Source organism: Idiomarina aquatica (assembly GCF_003987185.1).
In the GTDB taxonomy this organism is placed as follows: Bacteria; Pseudomonadota; Gammaproteobacteria; order Enterobacterales; family Alteromonadaceae; genus Idiomarina; species Idiomarina aquatica.
The window spans coordinates 314584-329398 of the sequence record NZ_PIPS01000003.1 but is presented as its reverse complement, the minus strand read 5'-3'; the positions used below and the strand labels follow the sequence as shown (position 1 = coordinate 329398).

Annotated in this window: 13 protein-coding genes; 6 read left to right on the top strand and 7 right to left on the bottom strand. The window is 51.3% G+C overall.

Annotation, left to right across the window (positions count from 1 at the left end):
- Positions 1-25: 25 nt before the first annotated feature.
- From fliE to CWE23_RS10930, 6 genes are all read right to left on the bottom strand, one after another.
- Complete coding sequence (gene fliE, locus CWE23_RS10955) at positions 26-358, bottom strand: flagellar hook-basal body complex protein FliE (RefSeq protein ID WP_126820269.1); 333 nt, start codon at positions 356-358, stop codon at positions 26-28.
- A gap of 87 nt (positions 359-445) precedes the next feature.
- Positions 446-1822, bottom strand: coding sequence for a sigma-54-dependent transcriptional regulator (locus CWE23_RS10950; protein WP_126820268.1), 1377 nt, complete (start codon positions 1820-1822; stop codon positions 446-448).
- Entirely contained in the window at positions 1815-2819 is a 1005-nt protein-coding gene (locus tag CWE23_RS10945) for a sensor histidine kinase (RefSeq protein WP_126820267.1), read from the bottom strand. The genes CWE23_RS10950 and CWE23_RS10945 overlap by 8 nt, the downstream gene beginning before the upstream one ends.
- A gap of 117 nt (positions 2820-2936) precedes the next feature.
- Entirely contained in the window at positions 2937-4370 is a 1434-nt protein-coding gene (locus CWE23_RS10940; RefSeq protein WP_126820293.1) for a sigma-54 dependent transcriptional regulator, read from the bottom strand.
- A gap of 27 nt (positions 4371-4397) precedes the next feature.
- A complete protein-coding gene (locus tag CWE23_RS10935) occupies positions 4398-4913 on the bottom strand; it encodes a DUF1285 domain-containing protein (protein ID WP_126820266.1) in 516 nt (171 codons plus the stop codon).
- A 5-nt stretch (positions 4914-4918) separates the two neighbouring features.
- Positions 4919-5542 (bottom strand): LuxR C-terminal-related transcriptional regulator, encoded by a 624-nt coding sequence (locus CWE23_RS10930; protein WP_105307792.1) that lies wholly within the window; start codon positions 5540-5542, stop codon positions 4919-4921.
- A gap of 198 nt (positions 5543-5740) precedes the next feature.
- Here CWE23_RS10930 and CWE23_RS10925 point away from each other — a divergent pair, with 198 nt between their 5' ends.
- Genes CWE23_RS10925 through pdxH form a run of 3 tightly spaced genes read left to right on the top strand, consistent with a single transcriptional unit; the run spans position 5741 to position 9681 of the window.
- Positions 5741-7417, top strand: coding sequence for an amidohydrolase (locus CWE23_RS10925; RefSeq protein ID WP_126820265.1), 1677 nt, complete (start codon positions 5741-5743; stop codon positions 7415-7417).
- A 32-nt stretch (positions 7418-7449) separates the two neighbouring features.
- Entirely contained in the window at positions 7450-9012 is a 1563-nt protein-coding gene (locus CWE23_RS10920) for a response regulator (protein WP_105307068.1), read from the top strand.
- 30 nt (positions 9013-9042) lie between these two features.
- Entirely contained in the window at positions 9043-9681 is a 639-nt protein-coding gene (pdxH, locus tag CWE23_RS10915) for a pyridoxamine 5'-phosphate oxidase (RefSeq protein ID WP_105307069.1), read from the top strand.
- 4 nt (positions 9682-9685) lie between these two features.
- On the opposite strand, the gene CWE23_RS10910 is transcribed toward pdxH, so the two are convergent.
- Positions 9686-10762, bottom strand: coding sequence for an Ldh family oxidoreductase (locus CWE23_RS10910; RefSeq protein ID WP_126820264.1), 1077 nt, complete (start codon positions 10760-10762; stop codon positions 9686-9688).
- Between the two features lie 71 nt (positions 10763-10833).
- Here CWE23_RS10910 and CWE23_RS10905 point away from each other — a divergent pair, with 71 nt between their 5' ends.
- From CWE23_RS10905 to speA, 3 genes are read left to right on the top strand one after another with little or no spacing between them, the layout of a single operon-like run.
- Entirely contained in the window at positions 10834-11871 is a 1038-nt protein-coding gene (locus CWE23_RS10905) for a 6-phosphofructokinase (protein WP_105307071.1), read from the top strand.
- 23 nt (positions 11872-11894) lie between these two features.
- Positions 11895-12815 (top strand): agmatinase, encoded by a 921-nt coding sequence (gene speB / locus CWE23_RS10900; protein ID WP_126820263.1) that lies wholly within the window; start codon positions 11895-11897, stop codon positions 12813-12815.
- The gene (gene speA / locus CWE23_RS10895; RefSeq protein ID WP_105307073.1) at positions 12815-14725 is read left to right on the top strand and encodes a biosynthetic arginine decarboxylase; all 1911 of its coding nucleotides are present in this window, start codon (positions 12815-12817) and stop codon (positions 14723-14725) included. Before speB ends, speA begins: the two co-directional genes overlap by 1 nt.
- The last annotated feature ends 90 nt before the right edge of the window (positions 14726-14815 follow it).

Sequence of the window (14815 nt, the reverse complement as noted above, 5' to 3'; positions counted from 1 at the left end):
CGGTTTAACTCCCTAAGTCGCGCGGTTAGACCGGCATAGACATAATTTCTTTGTACGCTTCAACAACCTTGTTTCTTACCTGCACGGTTGCTTCGAAGGCAATGCTTGATTTTTGACTGGCGATCATGGTTTGTTCCAGCGTGACATTCGGGTCACCCAGTTCCATGCGTGTTTTTAGGTCGCCGGACGTCTGCTGTAGCTCATTGACGTTATCAATGGCATTTTTCAGCATGTTGGAGAAATCGGCTTGAGCCGTATTACCCGGCAGGGCATTGACATTGGTTGCCTTATCCTGGCTGGCATTAACGCCGGATAAAGCTTGCCATTGTTGGTAGGCTGCGTTGGCATCGACTTTCATCTTTTTCTCCGTCAAAATTTCCACAGATGGATTTTCTAACGTTAGAAATGCAAGTACGATGCCAACTTTTAGGAGAGCGCGATCCGATCAGATCGGTAATCCGTTCTCTCTGATCTTTGCCAGCTTGTAGCGCAGTGTTCTGGGGGAAATCCCAAGCTCTTCGGCAACCGGTTTACGTTTGCCCTGATGACGCTGAAGCGCCTGTTTGATGATTTTATACTCCTGATGAAACATAGACTCGCCCAGGCCATCCGCAACTGTCTCAGTATTTGAGGGTAGTTCCGATGGGTTACTATCCGCAGAATCAGCAACTTGCTCAGGAAAAACACTGTCTAAATCAAGCTCTAGCATGAGGTCCTGAGGCTTGATTTCACCATCACTTTGCAATACCAGAGCACGTTGGATAACATTCTCCAGTTCACGAATGTTACCCGGCCAAGCATAGTGCTCCAGCGCCTGTTTAGCCGCGCTTCCAAAACGCACCTGCTGCTTTATTCCCAAACGCTGCCGATGCCTTACCAGCAGAGCCTCGGCGATCGGCACAATGTCTTTGCGCCGTTCAGCCAGAGCCCGCCACTGCAACGGGAAAACGTTCAATCGATAGAGCAGATCCTCGCGAAAACGCCCTTCAGTTACCGCCTGCTTTAAATCACGGTTAGAAGTTGCAATCACCCGCACATCCAACTGGATGGATTTTCTTGCCCCCAGTCGTTCGACCTGCCGCTCTTGCAAAACCCGCAACAGCTTCGCTTGCAGGTTAATATCCATCTCGGTTATTTCGTCCAGTAAGATGGTTCCGCCCTGTGCTAGCTCAAATTTACCGGGGGTTGCCTGAGTCGCTCCGGTAAAGGCCCCTTTCTCATAACCAAACAGCAATGACTCGAGCATATTTTCGGGAATCGCTGCACAGTTAATTGCAACAAAAGGCTGCTCTTTGCGATTTGATTGCTCATGGACGTAGCGCGCCAGCACTTCCTTACCGGTACCGCTGGGGCCGGTGATCATCACCGTCGCATCGGTTGCCGCTACTTTTTTTGCCATCTCCAGTAATGCCTGGCTCGATGGGTCTTCAGCAACAACCGAACACTGATCCTGTTCGGTCAAGGGCAATTGTCGCTGCACAAGCTTTAACAAGGTTTCGGTCGAGAAAGGTTTGCTTAAGTAATCAATGGCTCCTTCCCGCATCGCGATAACAGCGTCATCGACTTTCGCAAACGCGGTCATCACGATAACCGGCACATCAATACCTTGATTATTCAAACTACGCAGCAGTTGCAACCCATCGATACCCGGCATCTGTACATCACTGATGATGAGATCCACCGGTTGCTGCTTCAGCATGACCAACGCCGCTTCACCGGAGTCGGCTTCCAGACAGCAATAATCGGCCAGTTCCAATGTATCAATGATGGCCTCGCGCAATGCCGCATCATCCTCGACAATTAAAATTTTTGCTTCAACCATAACAAACCTCCTTGGCCACCGGCAGCACGTCATCCACAGGGAACGACAAGGTAAATTCGGTGCCTTTGCCTTCTTCGCTCTGCCATTGCAACTGCCCTTGATGCGCTTTCACCACGGTGTTGACAACGGCCAGGCCAAGCCCGGTGCCATTGGCTTTGGTGGTAACAAACGGGGTGAATAACTGGGCCTGAATGTGTTGTGGAATTCCGCCGCCCTGATCAACGATTCGGCACTGCCAATGGCCATTGGCCTCGCTCAATGTCATGGTCACCTGCTGACCCGCTGTCGAGGCATCAATCGCGTTGGTTATCAAATTCTGAATGGCACCACTGAGCGCCGTGTGATTGGCGCGGATACAAAGCGCCCGAGCATGACGTTCGACTCGCAGTAAAACCCCTTTGCCTTTGGCGTAGGGCTGCACTGAAGCAAGTACCGAATCCACCAATTGATCGGCGCTTAACGATTCAAGCACCTGCTGATCGCCGCTTTTGGCAAACAGCAACATATCGTTAACCTGCTGTTCCAGTGAACTGAGTCGTGATAAGAGTTTGTCAGAGAAGCGGCTGCGACGAGTGTCGTCGAGCCCCGGCATCGCCAGATTCTGAGCATAGAGGATAGCCGCCGATAACGGCGTCCGAATTTGATGCGCTAACGAAGCGACCATTCGCCCCATTGATGACAGCCGTTGCAGGTGGCTGATTTTTTGTTGTAGGCGCCGCGTTTCCGTCAAATCCGTAAGAACGATTAGCTGTCCCGTGCCATCGTGCAGTGCCGAAATATCAACCTTTACGCGACGTCCGCTGTGCAGCGAGACCTCGTGCCAGTCATCAGCCTGTGGTGCAAAATACTCTGCAACACAGTCGCGCCATGGGCGTCCAACCAACGCAGCATTCAGCAGTCGATGCGCATTATCATTGCAGTGCTCTACCACGCCTGAGTCATCCACTAAGATGACCGCGTTTGGCATCGCATCAATTAATGATCGATGTGCTTGCATAGTTTCCCCGTTTTGACATCAACGTTTCTAACTATGACTATGCAAGCAGCATGCCTATTTTTTATTTATTATAATCAGTAGGTTACGTAGTTTTTGACCGTGTCAAAATACCGACAACTATTGCTTTATCTGGTATTTCTTCATTTTTTCAACCAGCGTGGTACGGCGCATACTCAACAGATCCGCTGCTTTCGCCACGACCCCGTCGGTCTTATCCAGCGCCTGCTCAATCATGGCAATTTCCAGTTCACTCAACATATCCTTCAGGTTGACGCCGTCGTCCGGCAATGACGTATTAACGTTGGCATCCATCATCTGTTCATCCAGATCATCATCGTCATCATCGGCAAAAATCGAATTGAGTGCGTCGCGTTCAAGCAACTCATCAGGGTATTCCGGCGTCACGTCAGGCTGGTCTATATGTTGGTATTTAGGCGGTAAATCCTGCACATCCACCAACTGATCCGGATGCATTATGGTCAATCGTTCAATCAGATTGGTTAGCTCCCGCACATTGCCTGGCCAGCGATGCAACGACAGTGACTCCAACGCCTTGTCGGAAAAGCGGACACCGACGCCACGCTCCTTTCTGAATCGCGCCGTGAGTTCTCTTAACAACATCGGTACGTCTTCCTGCCGCTCGCGCAACGCCGGCACTTCAATCGGAAAAACATTCAGTCGGTAATACAGATCCTCACGAAACTTGCCTTCTTCGATCATCGTTTCAAGCTTACGGTGCGTTGCCGCAACCACGCGCACATCGGCCTTCAGGCTTTTGCTACCGCCAACCCGCTCGAACGTCCGTTCCTGCAATACCCGTAATAGCTTAACTTGCATCGCCAGTGGCATATCACCGATTTCGTCGAGAAACAGCGTGCCTCCCTGAGCTAACTCAAAGCGGCCTTTGCGCGTTCCGATGGCACCGGTAAAGGCACCTTTTTCGTGACCAAACAGCTCGCTTTCGAGCAAATCACCGGGGATAGCCCCACAATTGACGGGCACAAAAGGTCCATCTTTACGCTTGGACATTACGTGAATGCCGCGGGCAACCACTTCTTTACCGGTTCCTGATTCGCCAAGCACCAATACATTAGCGTCGCTGCCCGCAACTTGTGCGATCATACGGCGAATGGTTTGTATCGCCGGCCCCTGACCAACCAACATCGTCTCGAGCTGACCGGTTTTATGATTATGCGAGCCGTGGTGCTGCGCCAGATTACGATGGTAGGTATGACAGTAATGCAGCCAGCGCGACAGTTCCTGGTAGTCAACGTCGCTGTCAATCGGGCCAATAACGTTGGCTCTTGTCAGTGCGGGCTGGTGTGAATCACATGCAGAAATAAACGGGATAGCCGGCAACGCACGGGCGTGGTGATCGAGATCACTGACTCCCGTACCGGCGATCACACAGAGTACATCGTCCGTCCCGTCAAGTTCATCGACCGACGCGATGGTCGCAACCTTTTCGCCAACGAATGTTAAAATGGTTTTAAAGCGTTCGCGTCGGTTGTTGTCCTGCTCACATAAGTAAACGACTTTGGCGTTATTCATCATGCCTGACCGCAGATTCCCTATTAATTAAGCTTGTCCAAGCGTAAACGCCTGACCTGCACTATGGATAACAAACTCGTTATTAGGCGCATGCTGAGCCAGCTCTGCCCATTGATAATATACGTTACGGTGGACTTTGGCGGTCATACCTCTTGGTAAGCACACGTAGGGTACACCCTTCTCCACAACCAGTGGTGTCCGCGCCGAAAGAATATATCGCTCGCCAATATTTGTCGCAACTTCTATTGCCGGTTGTCCGGCCACTTCAAGCTGCCGCCATTCGGTTACAATGAAAGGCGCATCCTCTACCTGGATCTTCACCTTTTCGGCCGGTGTCACCAAGTAGTAGTCCTGTTGCTCACGCACCAACACCGACGCAAATAGTTTTACCAACCGAGGCCGCTCTATCTTACTGTTCTGGTATTCCCAGTCCCCGTTGGCTTTGATGCACAGCGGTATTTCACCACAATAAGGTGGATCCCACTTTTCGGTCGGGGCATGCTGACAGGATTCAAGTTGTTCCAACAGCTTATCTAAGCTCATAAGGCTCAATCAACAAGCTTTTTCTGACGCAGAAGATACCAAAGTGTGGCTTCAGTACGATTAGACACCTTGATCGCCTTAAAGATGGCCGACAGATGGACACGAATCGTACCTTCTGTAATCCCGAGGATATTAGCAATTTCTTTATTGGATAAGCCCTGCGCCAACAACTGCATGATTTCCAGTTGTCGAGGCGATAGAAAGGTTTCAGCACCACTGCTGCGCTGACGTGGTTCATTCAGCGAGGGGTCATCCGGCAAGTAGCGATCGCCGTTAAGCAGACTTTTTATCGCTAATTTTGCCTGCTCTGCAGAAGAGTCTTTTGGCAAGTAACTGCGCACCCCGGCAGACATTACCTGGCGCACATCACTCATTGCACGGGCTTGGGTAAAAAGCACTAAATGGGCACGCGGAGCGAGCCGTTTTAAACGTTGCAAAGCAGGACGAATTTCCTCGTCCGGCAAATCCATTTCGATGAAGACCAAATTGAATTCATCAGAGGACAAGTAAGTTTCTGCAACGCTAAAGGACTCCGCTTCAAAAATCGACGGTTGCGTCGCATAATTCGTCAATACTTGTATAAGGCCCGCGCGCATGAAAAACGACGGGTCAATAATCAGAATTTTCATGTTTTTTTCCAAATCTTGCGACAACCACACTAACTTTTAGCATACCTGAATTCGCTCTCTGAGCAAGAGTGTTTGTTAAACTATCGACGAATTACATGATAAACGTTAAAAAGACACACAACTTATAATACTATCTCCTGATACAATTTTACGCCATTAGGATTTATAGTGGCTTTAAACACCAACATGAGGTTGTGTATGTTCAAAAAATTCCTGTGTGCTGCCGGTGGTATCGCGGCATTGACGCTCATTTCTTCGCCCGTTGCGGCACAAAAAGTGTACACCAATGCCAACGGCTACACGCTGACCAGTCCTGCGGGTCAAGATGCGGTATTAAAGCAGTTTCAGACACTGGTGGTTCAAAACGGCCGCATCATTGCTTTGGGTGACCGCGAACTCGTTGGCAAATACCAGCAATTTGAGCAAGTCGATTTGCAGGGCAAAACCGTACTGCCGGGACTCACCGACGCCCATGGCCACGTTCTCGGTCTTGGCATGAGTCTGTTGCAGGTCGATCTGCGTGACGCGACATCCGTCAATGATGCCGTCAGCCGTGTCGCCGATTACGCGAAAGCACAACCTGAATTAGCCTGGATTACCGGTCGCGGCTGGAACCAGGAGCAGTGGCCAAGCCGCAGTTTCCCGAATGCCAGCCAACTGGATGAAGTGGTTAGCGACCGTCCGGTTTACCTTACCCGTGTTGACGGGCATGCCGGCTGGGCCAACCGCAAAGCCCTTGAACTGGCCGGCATCGACGCCGGCACCGTTGCTCCCGATGGAGGAGAAATCATCAAGGATGCTAACGGCGAACCAACCGGGGTGTTGATCGACAATGCCATGGCGCTGGTGGAAAGCATCATTCCAGAGCCTACCGCAGCGGAAAAGAAAAAAGCCTTTGCGCTGGCTTTTGAACACTTATTGGCGTTGGGGATTACCAGCGTTCACGACGCTGGCGTTCCGGCAACTGACTTATCGATTTATAAGGGTCTGCAACATCAAGGGCAATTACCGCTGCGTATCTACGCCATGATCGCCGCAACCGAACCACAGTTGCCCCAATTGCTTGCTGAGGGCCCGTTTGTCAGCGCCGATGATAAGCTGACCATTCGCAGCGTAAAAATTTATGCCGACGGAGCGCTGGGAAGTCGCGGCGCCGCCCTACTCGAACCTTATAGCGATGACCACGACAATCATGGTTTACTGGTCACCTCACCGGAAGATATTGATGCACTCTATGAGCTCATCATTCCGCACGGTTTCCAAATTAACACTCACGCTATTGGTGATCGCGCCAACCGTCTTGCCCTTGATGCCTTCGCTGAGAAATTTGGCAGCATCGGCGGCCGCAATTTGCGTAATCGCATCGAACACTCGCAAATTGTACACCCGCAAGATCTAAAACGTTTTAAAGACCTCAACATCATTGCCTCAATGCAGCCTACCCACGCCACCAGCGATAAAAACATGGCAGAAGATCGCCTTGGTAAAGACCGTATGGAAGGTGCCTATGCCTGGCAAACCCTGCTTGAACAAGGCACCATCGTAGCCGCAGGTTCTGACTTCCCGGTTGAACTGGCGAATCCTTTTTATGGCTTACATGCAGCCGTCACCCGTCAGGACCGCCAAAATCAACCGCAGGGCGGCTGGTATGCAGAAGAAGCCATGTCGACCGAACAGGCACTACGAGCCTTTACCATTGATGCTGCGTATGCGGCTTGGCAGGAACAGGATTTAGGTTCACTGGAACCCGGTAAATGGGCCGACTTTATTGTGGTTGACCAAGACCCGTTTGCGATTGACAACAGTGCGCTGTGGCAAATTCAAGTTGAGCAAACCTACATAGCCGGCGAAAAGGTCTATCAACAGTCACGCTAATATCGGCCATCAGGTGAGGGAGACACAGAACCATGAACGACGACTTTTTGTTTTCCGAAGACGAACCGGAAATCGAAATCAAGGACGAAGCTGAGCCTTTCCAAATCCTCATCGTCGATGACGATGAGGAGATCCACACCATCACCCGCATGGCACTCAGTGACTTTAAACTTGATGGTCACCGGCTGAATTTTAACTCAGCCTATTCCGGCAGCGAGGCGAAGAAAATCCTTCGTGAGCGCAGTGACATTGCCATGACGTTGCTTGATGTAGTGATGGAAACGGACCACGCCGGACTGGAAGTCGCACGTTGGATCCGACAGGACTTAAAAAACAAGCTGATCCGTATCGTATTACGCACCGGTCAGCCCGGTCAGGCTCCGGAAGAAGACGTCATTGCGCGCTACGATATTGATGACTACAAAGAAAAAACTGAGCTGACCTACCGCAAGCTGGTAACCTTAATGTATTCCTGCTTGCGGGCCTATCGCGATCTGAACGCCATCGAGCGCAACAAACGCGGGTTGGAAAAGGTCATTAACGCCTCTGCCGAGGTGTTCAGTGCGAAGTCCATGCACGGTCTGTGTCAGGGCATACTGGAACAACTGGTGGCGTTGATCACACACTCCGATGACGCCATGTACTGCCGAACCGACTCGACGGAAGCAGAAGGACTGACCGCCACGCTTGAGGGCAATCACCATTTCGAGATCATTGGCGGCACCGGCGACTACGAACTGGCGATAGGCAAACCGGTAGAGCAGGATATTGACTGGGACTTAATTCAGCAGTTGCAACGCAGTCCAAACCACGTCGAATTCCGTATTCACGATAATAATTATTACGGTCTCTACAAGACCAAAGGCGAACGCCAGTATTTACTGTTTATAAAAGGTGTTCGCGAGTTATCTGAGCTGGATCAGAACTTACTTGGCTTATTCGTGAATAATAGTTCGATTGCTATCGATAATTTGTACAGCCGTGATACTGAACGGGCGCAACAGCGTGAACTGCTTTACAGCGTTGGTGAAGCCATTGATAAACGTTCGGTGGAACAAATCAGCCACCATGTTAAGCGTTCGGCCGAAATGGCCGGTCAACTGGCCATCTATACCGGCGCTTCATTCGACGATGCCGAGCAACTGAAACTGGCGGCGTCGGTGTATGACATTGGCAAGGTTTCGGTGCAAATGGAGTTGGCCCAGCGCGCCGATGCACTGAGTATTCATGATTATGAAGACATCATGCAAAAGGTCATAAAAGGCCATGACTATTTAAACCAGACCGATACCGAAATTGCCCATCTTGCCGCCAAAATTGCGCAAGATATTCATGAGCGCTGGGACGGTTCAGGCTTTCCAAGTCAGAAGAAAGGCCGTGATATTGATCTGAATGCACGAATTTTGGCCATCACCAGCCAATACGATGCCATTCGCACCGATCGCACTTATCGAGAAGCGCAAACGATGGAATCGGCGGCGGATTATATTCTGCAACACAGCGGTAAGTTTTTTGACCCAGAAATCGTCGGGCTGATGCTGGATAACCTGGATGCCATCGAAAAAATCCGTCAGCGCTATCCTGATCAACGCTAACGGCAACCGTTTTTTATTAAGAGGTACGGAATGGATCTTGAGCAAATTCGCCGCGACTACGGTCTCGGAACGTTAAAACGCGAGCAATTACATGATGACCCGCATCAACAGTTTGCTTTATGGTTGCAACAGGCGATTGATGCAGAGTTGAGTGCCGACCCAACGGCCATGACCATTGCCACCGTTGACGGTGAAGGTTGTCCAAGCCAACGGGTGGTGTTGTTAAAAGGCCATGACTCGCAGGGACTGCGTTTTTACACCAACAAGCAGTCCCACAAAGGCCGCGATCTGGCACTAAACCCCAATATCTGTGCCCATTTTTCCTGGTTGCCGCTGGAACGTCAGGTCAGCATCAAGGGTCAGGTTGAGCCATTAACGGATGAGCAGAACGATCGCTATTTCCATGCCCGTCCAAAGGCCAGTCAGGTGGGCGCGTTAGTGTCACAGCAAAGCCAGCCAATCAGTGGCCGCGAAACCTTGGATCAACAATTTGAACGGCTCATGGCACAGTACGCAGACCAGGAAGTTCCGCGTCCCGGGCATTGGGGCGGTTATTTGATTAAACCCACCGAATTTGAATTCTGGCAAGGTGGCCGCAACCGTCTGCACGATCGTTTCCTTTACCAGCTCGACGCGGGACAATGGACAGTACAGCGTTTGCAGCCATAAATTCTTAAGCTCCGTCTGACAGCGCTGTGGGTAACGTTACCCCAACCAGTTCCTCACAGCGTTGCAACACCTTCATCGTTGCTGCGCTGTAGGCAACGCCCTGCTTCAGTTGTTGCGCTTTGCGTTGTAACGCTCGTTGCCCGGGAATGCGCACAGGCTCATTAGCATCAATTGGGGTCGCCTGACGACAATCCTCCAGCATATCGTCCACTTGCTGTAGGAACGCTTTTTGTGGACCAAATGCACTGGGGTCAATCACTTGTACCCAAACCGAGTTGGCGTCGCCGTCGTTGCCGCCCTGACGGCGACCGTACTGGCTCAATGCCATCGTCAGGATCTCACTGAATAATGTCAGCCCATAGCCTTTATAACCCAATTTTTGTCCACCTAACGGCGCAATAGCACTGGGTGGTTCGGCGAAGAAACTGGCCGGATCGTCCGTCCATTCGCCTTGTTCGGTAATTAACGCTTGATAAGGCAAGGCGACGTCATTGGCTTTAGCCTGGCGAACTTTGCCCGCCGCTGTCATGGAAAAACTGATGTCCAGCAGCAGCGGTTGACCGGAACTGGGAACCCCGAGGGCAAACGGGTTAGGTGAAAATATCGCTTGCTTACTGCCAAATGGTGCCACCGCTCGCTGCCCCGGAGTTGAACACATCAGACTCACTACCATGCCCTGCTCTGTCGCCAGGCTCAGGTAAGCCGCCAAGGCTGCAATATGTTGACTGCGGCGAATCACAATAGTGCCGGTACCGGCCTGCTTCGCCATGGCCGTTGCCGCTTCGATGGCCTGCGGCACCACATAAGGACCCGGCAAATGATTGGCGTCCCAGTGTGCCACCGCGGCGCGCTCACTGACCACGGTCGGCTGGCCTTTACCCAGGCTTTTGCCCTGCTGTAACCACTGGCAGTTATTCAACAAACGAATCAGGCCATGGGTCGAATAGCCCAGCAAATCGCCTTCCAGCAGATAGAATGCCACATGACGGGCAATCTCTCCGGAAGCGCCGGCCTGTTGCAAACTTTCATCGGCCCATTGTAAAAGTTGTCGGTAATCAAAGCGTGTTACTGCACTGGACATCAAATTTCCTCTTGGTATGCCATGACACTATAGGTAAGCTAACGCTAAGACATTATCAAGGAGTAAAGATCGTGTCATCTTCTGACGCTATTAATCGAATTGCATTAATTACCAGTGGTGGTGATGCACCGGGAATGAATGCCGCCATTCGCGCGGTGGTGCTCACGGCCGAACATTACGGTATCGAAGTCATTGGTTTTCGCCATGGATATGAGGGCCTGCTGACCAATGACTTTGTGAAGCTGGGCCGCGAGCAGGTTGAACATATCCTGCAATACTCGGGTACCATCATTAAAAGTGCCCGCAGCGAGCGTTTTAAAACCGACGACGGCGCGCGTGAAGCGGCTGAGAACCTCGATGCCCATCAGATCGACGGTTTTATTGTTATCGGCGGCGATGGATCATTTCGTGGCGCAAATCATCTTGCCAAATTTTGGCAAGGCCCTATTATTGGCGTCCCCGGAACCATCGACAACGACTTGTATGGTACCGACAATACCATTGGCTATGACACCGCCGTAGAAACGGCCATGGATGCGCTGGATAAAATCCGCGATACTGCCGAAGCGATGGACCGTGTGTTTATTGTCGAGGTCATGGGCCGCAACGCGGGATATATCGGCATCAGCAGTGCGATGGCCTGTGGCTCAGAACGCATGATTTTGCCGGAGTTGCAAAAAGACAAACCGCTGACCGTCGATGCGCTGGTTAAACACATCGAAGCCGTACACCGGGTTCGCGGCGATTCCAGTTATGTCATGGTATTATGTGAGAACCAATGGCCGGGCGGTGCCGTACACTTAGCAGAGCAGTTGGAAGATCGGCTGAATTTTCCCTGCCGGCCTTGTCTGTTAGGGCACGTGCAGCGTGGTGGAAGACCGACAGCCATGGATCGTATTTTGGCCACGCGTCTGGGTGTGCATGCCGTGGAACTGATCCGCCGCGGTGAAACCGGCGTTATGGCCGGTGTTGAGCGTAATGAGTTAACGCAAACGCCATTACAGGATACCTGGATGGAGCGTAAAAAACTCAGCCAGGAGTTGATCGATATACAGACCAAACTGTTTAATCCGGTCAAAAAGGAACGCCATAAGGCGACACAGAAATAATCAACAGTGAGGTGAGAGCGTTTATGTCTCAGATCCCTTTGCCGGTTCCGACCAACGATCCGAGCCGCCCTTTTTTTGGCGCCGAGCGTGCGTTTTCGATTCGCCCGGGCCATACTCATTTAATCGGTTTCGGGTTTGACGGCACCGCTTGCTTCCGTAAAGGCACGAAAGAAGGCCCTGACGGTTTACGTGCCGTATCTGAAGACATCGAGTCGTACTCACCCTACTTAGATGCCGATCTTGAAGACTATGAGTTCTTCGACCTCGGCAACCTTCGCCTGGGCTTTGACGACGACGTCGAAGCCCAATGGCACCATGCCGTCGGAGACTTTAACGCCATCTTCGAACCGCTCCAGCTAAAAGGCACAAAAACCAAGGTGCTGACGCTCGGCGGCGAGCATTCGATCTCCTATGCACCGATCGTCAAACACCTAACAGAGTTTCCGGACTTGGTGTTATTGCACCTGGACGCGCATGCTGACTTACGCGATGGGTTCCTCGGCTATCATTTTTCGCACGCCTCGATTATCCGTCGCGCCTATGACCACTTTGGTGATGGCCATCAACTGATACAGTACGGCATTCGTTCCGGAACCCGCGATGAATACCAATGGATGAAAGAGCACGGCACCATCCGTCAGTCACGCCAGGCGTTCCTGGACAGCGTACGTGACATCGCAGCGCATCGTCCTATTTATCTGACGCTGGACTTGGACTACTTCGATCCCTCGTTTTTGCCGGGCACCGGTACGCCGGAACCGGGCGGTGAAGACTTTCACTCCTTTGTCAGTTTAATGAAAATCCTGTGTGGCAAAAACTTTGTCGGCGCTGATGTTGTTGAGCTGTCACCGAAAATTGATCCAACCGGTAATTCCGACGTTTTTGCAGCAAAAATTGTTCGGGAAATTTTACTAACACTTGAGCAGTCAGGAGCAAACGCTTAATGTCAGACTGGAATATTGAACAGGCCGAAGAACTCTACGGTGTTAACCGCTGGGGTGCCGGCTATTTTTCGATTGGCGAAAACGGCAACATCAAAATTGCGCCGAACCATCGCTATCCGGATATCACCATCGACATGAACGATGTGGTGGAAGAAATTAAAGCCGAAGGCATCGAGTTTCCGGCGGTTATTCGGTTTCATGACATTTTGCGTTCACAAGTTGAAATCATCAACGAAACCTTCGCACAAGCGATTGCTGATGCGGACTATCAGGGCGAATACTGCGGTGTATTCCCAATCAAGGTAAACCAGATGCGCGAAGTGGTCGAAGAGATCATGGATGCCGGTGAACCCTATGATTATGGCCTGGAAGCGGGTTCAAAACCGGAGCTGATGGCGGTATTGGCATACAATGACAACCCTAACGCACTGACCATTCTGAACGGCTATAAAGATAAAGATTACTTAACGCTGGCGTTGTTAGGCCGCCAGTTGCGCCGGAAAATGATCATCGTGATCGAGAAATATTCCGAATTGGAAATGCTGATCCCGCTCGCCAAGCAGTTGGGTGTCGAGCCAATGATTGGTCTGCGTTCAAAAATGATGGTGCGTAGCTCGGGCAAATGGGCAGGCTCCAGTGGTGACCGCGCCAAATTCGGTCTCAGCATTGCCGAAATTCTTAACGTGATTGAACGTCTGCGTGAAGAAGATATGCTGCATTGCGCCAAATTACTGCATTTTCACATTGGCAGTCAGTTGTCGGACATCCGTAAGATCAAAGAAGCGGTGACCGAAGGTGCTCGTTTGTACGCAAAATTGGTGCAAGAAGGCGTTCCGCTGGAATATTTGGACATCGGCGGCGGCCTCGGTATTGACTATGACGGTACCAGTTCCACCACCGACTCCTCGCGCAACTACTCCACCGAAGAATACGTCGCCGACGTCGTTTGGGGCGTTAAACAGATCTGCGATTTGGAAAACGTCGCCCATCCGAACATCGTCAGCGAAAGCGGACGAGCCATGACCGCCCATCATAGTTGCGTGGTGACCAATATCGTTGGTGAAATCAAACCCGCCGGAACCGATTTTGATGTCAGCGCCAGCGACAATGAGCATATTCTGGTTAAGAATATGCGTGAGTTGTATTTATCCGGTGACCAGTACCATCCGCAAGAACGTTACAATGACGCCGCTGGTTATAAGCAGAATGCCTACGAGGCGTTCAAGCTCGGCATTTTGTCGTTACCGGAAATGGCCAAGCTGGACACCATGTACTGGCGCATACTGACAGACATTCATCACTCACTGGACGAAGAGAATCAGTTTATTCAGGAGTTGGAAGAACTGGAAGACATGCTCGCCAGCCAGTATCTGTGTAACTTCTCCATTTTCCAATCGGCCGCGGATACCTGGGCGATTGGTCAGGTACTGCCGATCGTCCCCATTTCCCGGCTTGATGAGAAGCCGCAGGTACGTTGTTCGATTGCGGACATTACCTGCGACAGCGACGGTAAGCTGAGCAAATACATCGAAGGCACCGAAATCAGCGATAACATCCCAATGCACACGCTGAAAAAGGGCGAGGACTACCATGTCGGGTTGTTCCTGACCGGCGCCTATCAGGATGTGATGGGTGATATGCATAACCTGTTTGGCCGCCTGACCGAAGTTCATGTTTATTGCCACGACGACGAACCAGGGGACTTTTACATTGAAGAGGTGGTTCCGGGCACTTCGGCCGAAAAAGTACTGCAGACCATGCAATACAATACCGAGTCGATGGCCAAAACCGTGAAAAAGCAAATCGACCGTCAGGTTCGTAAAGGTAAGCTGGCACCGCGTGAGGGCGTGCGCTGGACCAACTTTTACGAGCGTTGCCTGGCCGGAAGTACCTATTTGAGCGTCGATTAACCGCAAAACGGTGATTTACTGAGCAAACAGTAAAAAACCTTAGAAAATCGGTTGACTCGGAACTCAAAAAAACGTTTAATACGCCTCGTC

Coding starts and splice junctions, on each gene's coding strand:
- fliE (WP_126820269.1), bottom strand. CDS start 358: ATGAAAGTCGATGCCAACGCAGCCTACCAACAATGGCAAGCTTTATCC.
- CWE23_RS10930 (WP_105307792.1), bottom strand. CDS start 5,542: ATGAAAATTCTGATTATTGACCCGTCGTTTTTCATGCGCGCGGGCCTT.
- CWE23_RS10935 (WP_126820266.1), bottom strand. CDS start 4,913: ATGAGCTTAGATAAGCTGTTGGAACAACTTGAATCCTGTCAGCATGCC.
- CWE23_RS10945 (WP_126820267.1), bottom strand. CDS start 2,819: ATGCAAGCACATCGATCATTAATTGATGCGATGCCAAACGCGGTCATC.
- CWE23_RS10950 (WP_126820268.1), bottom strand. CDS start 1,822: ATGGTTGAAGCAAAAATTTTAATTGTCGAGGATGATGCGGCATTGCGC.
- CWE23_RS10940 (WP_126820293.1), bottom strand. CDS start 4,370: ATGAATAACGCCAAAGTCGTTTACTTATGTGAGCAGGACAACAACCGA.
- CWE23_RS10910 (WP_126820264.1), bottom strand. CDS start 10,762: ATGTCCAGTGCAGTAACACGCTTTGATTACCGACAACTTTTACAATGG.
- speA (WP_105307073.1), top strand. CDS start 12,815: ATGTCAGACTGGAATATTGAACAGGCCGAAGAACTCTACGGTGTTAAC.
- CWE23_RS10925 (WP_126820265.1), top strand. CDS start 5,741: ATGTTCAAAAAATTCCTGTGTGCTGCCGGTGGTATCGCGGCATTGACG.
- pdxH (WP_105307069.1), top strand. CDS start 9,043: ATGGATCTTGAGCAAATTCGCCGCGACTACGGTCTCGGAACGTTAAAA.
- speB (WP_126820263.1), top strand. CDS start 11,895: ATGTCTCAGATCCCTTTGCCGGTTCCGACCAACGATCCGAGCCGCCCT.
- CWE23_RS10920 (WP_105307068.1), top strand. CDS start 7,450: ATGAACGACGACTTTTTGTTTTCCGAAGACGAACCGGAAATCGAAATC.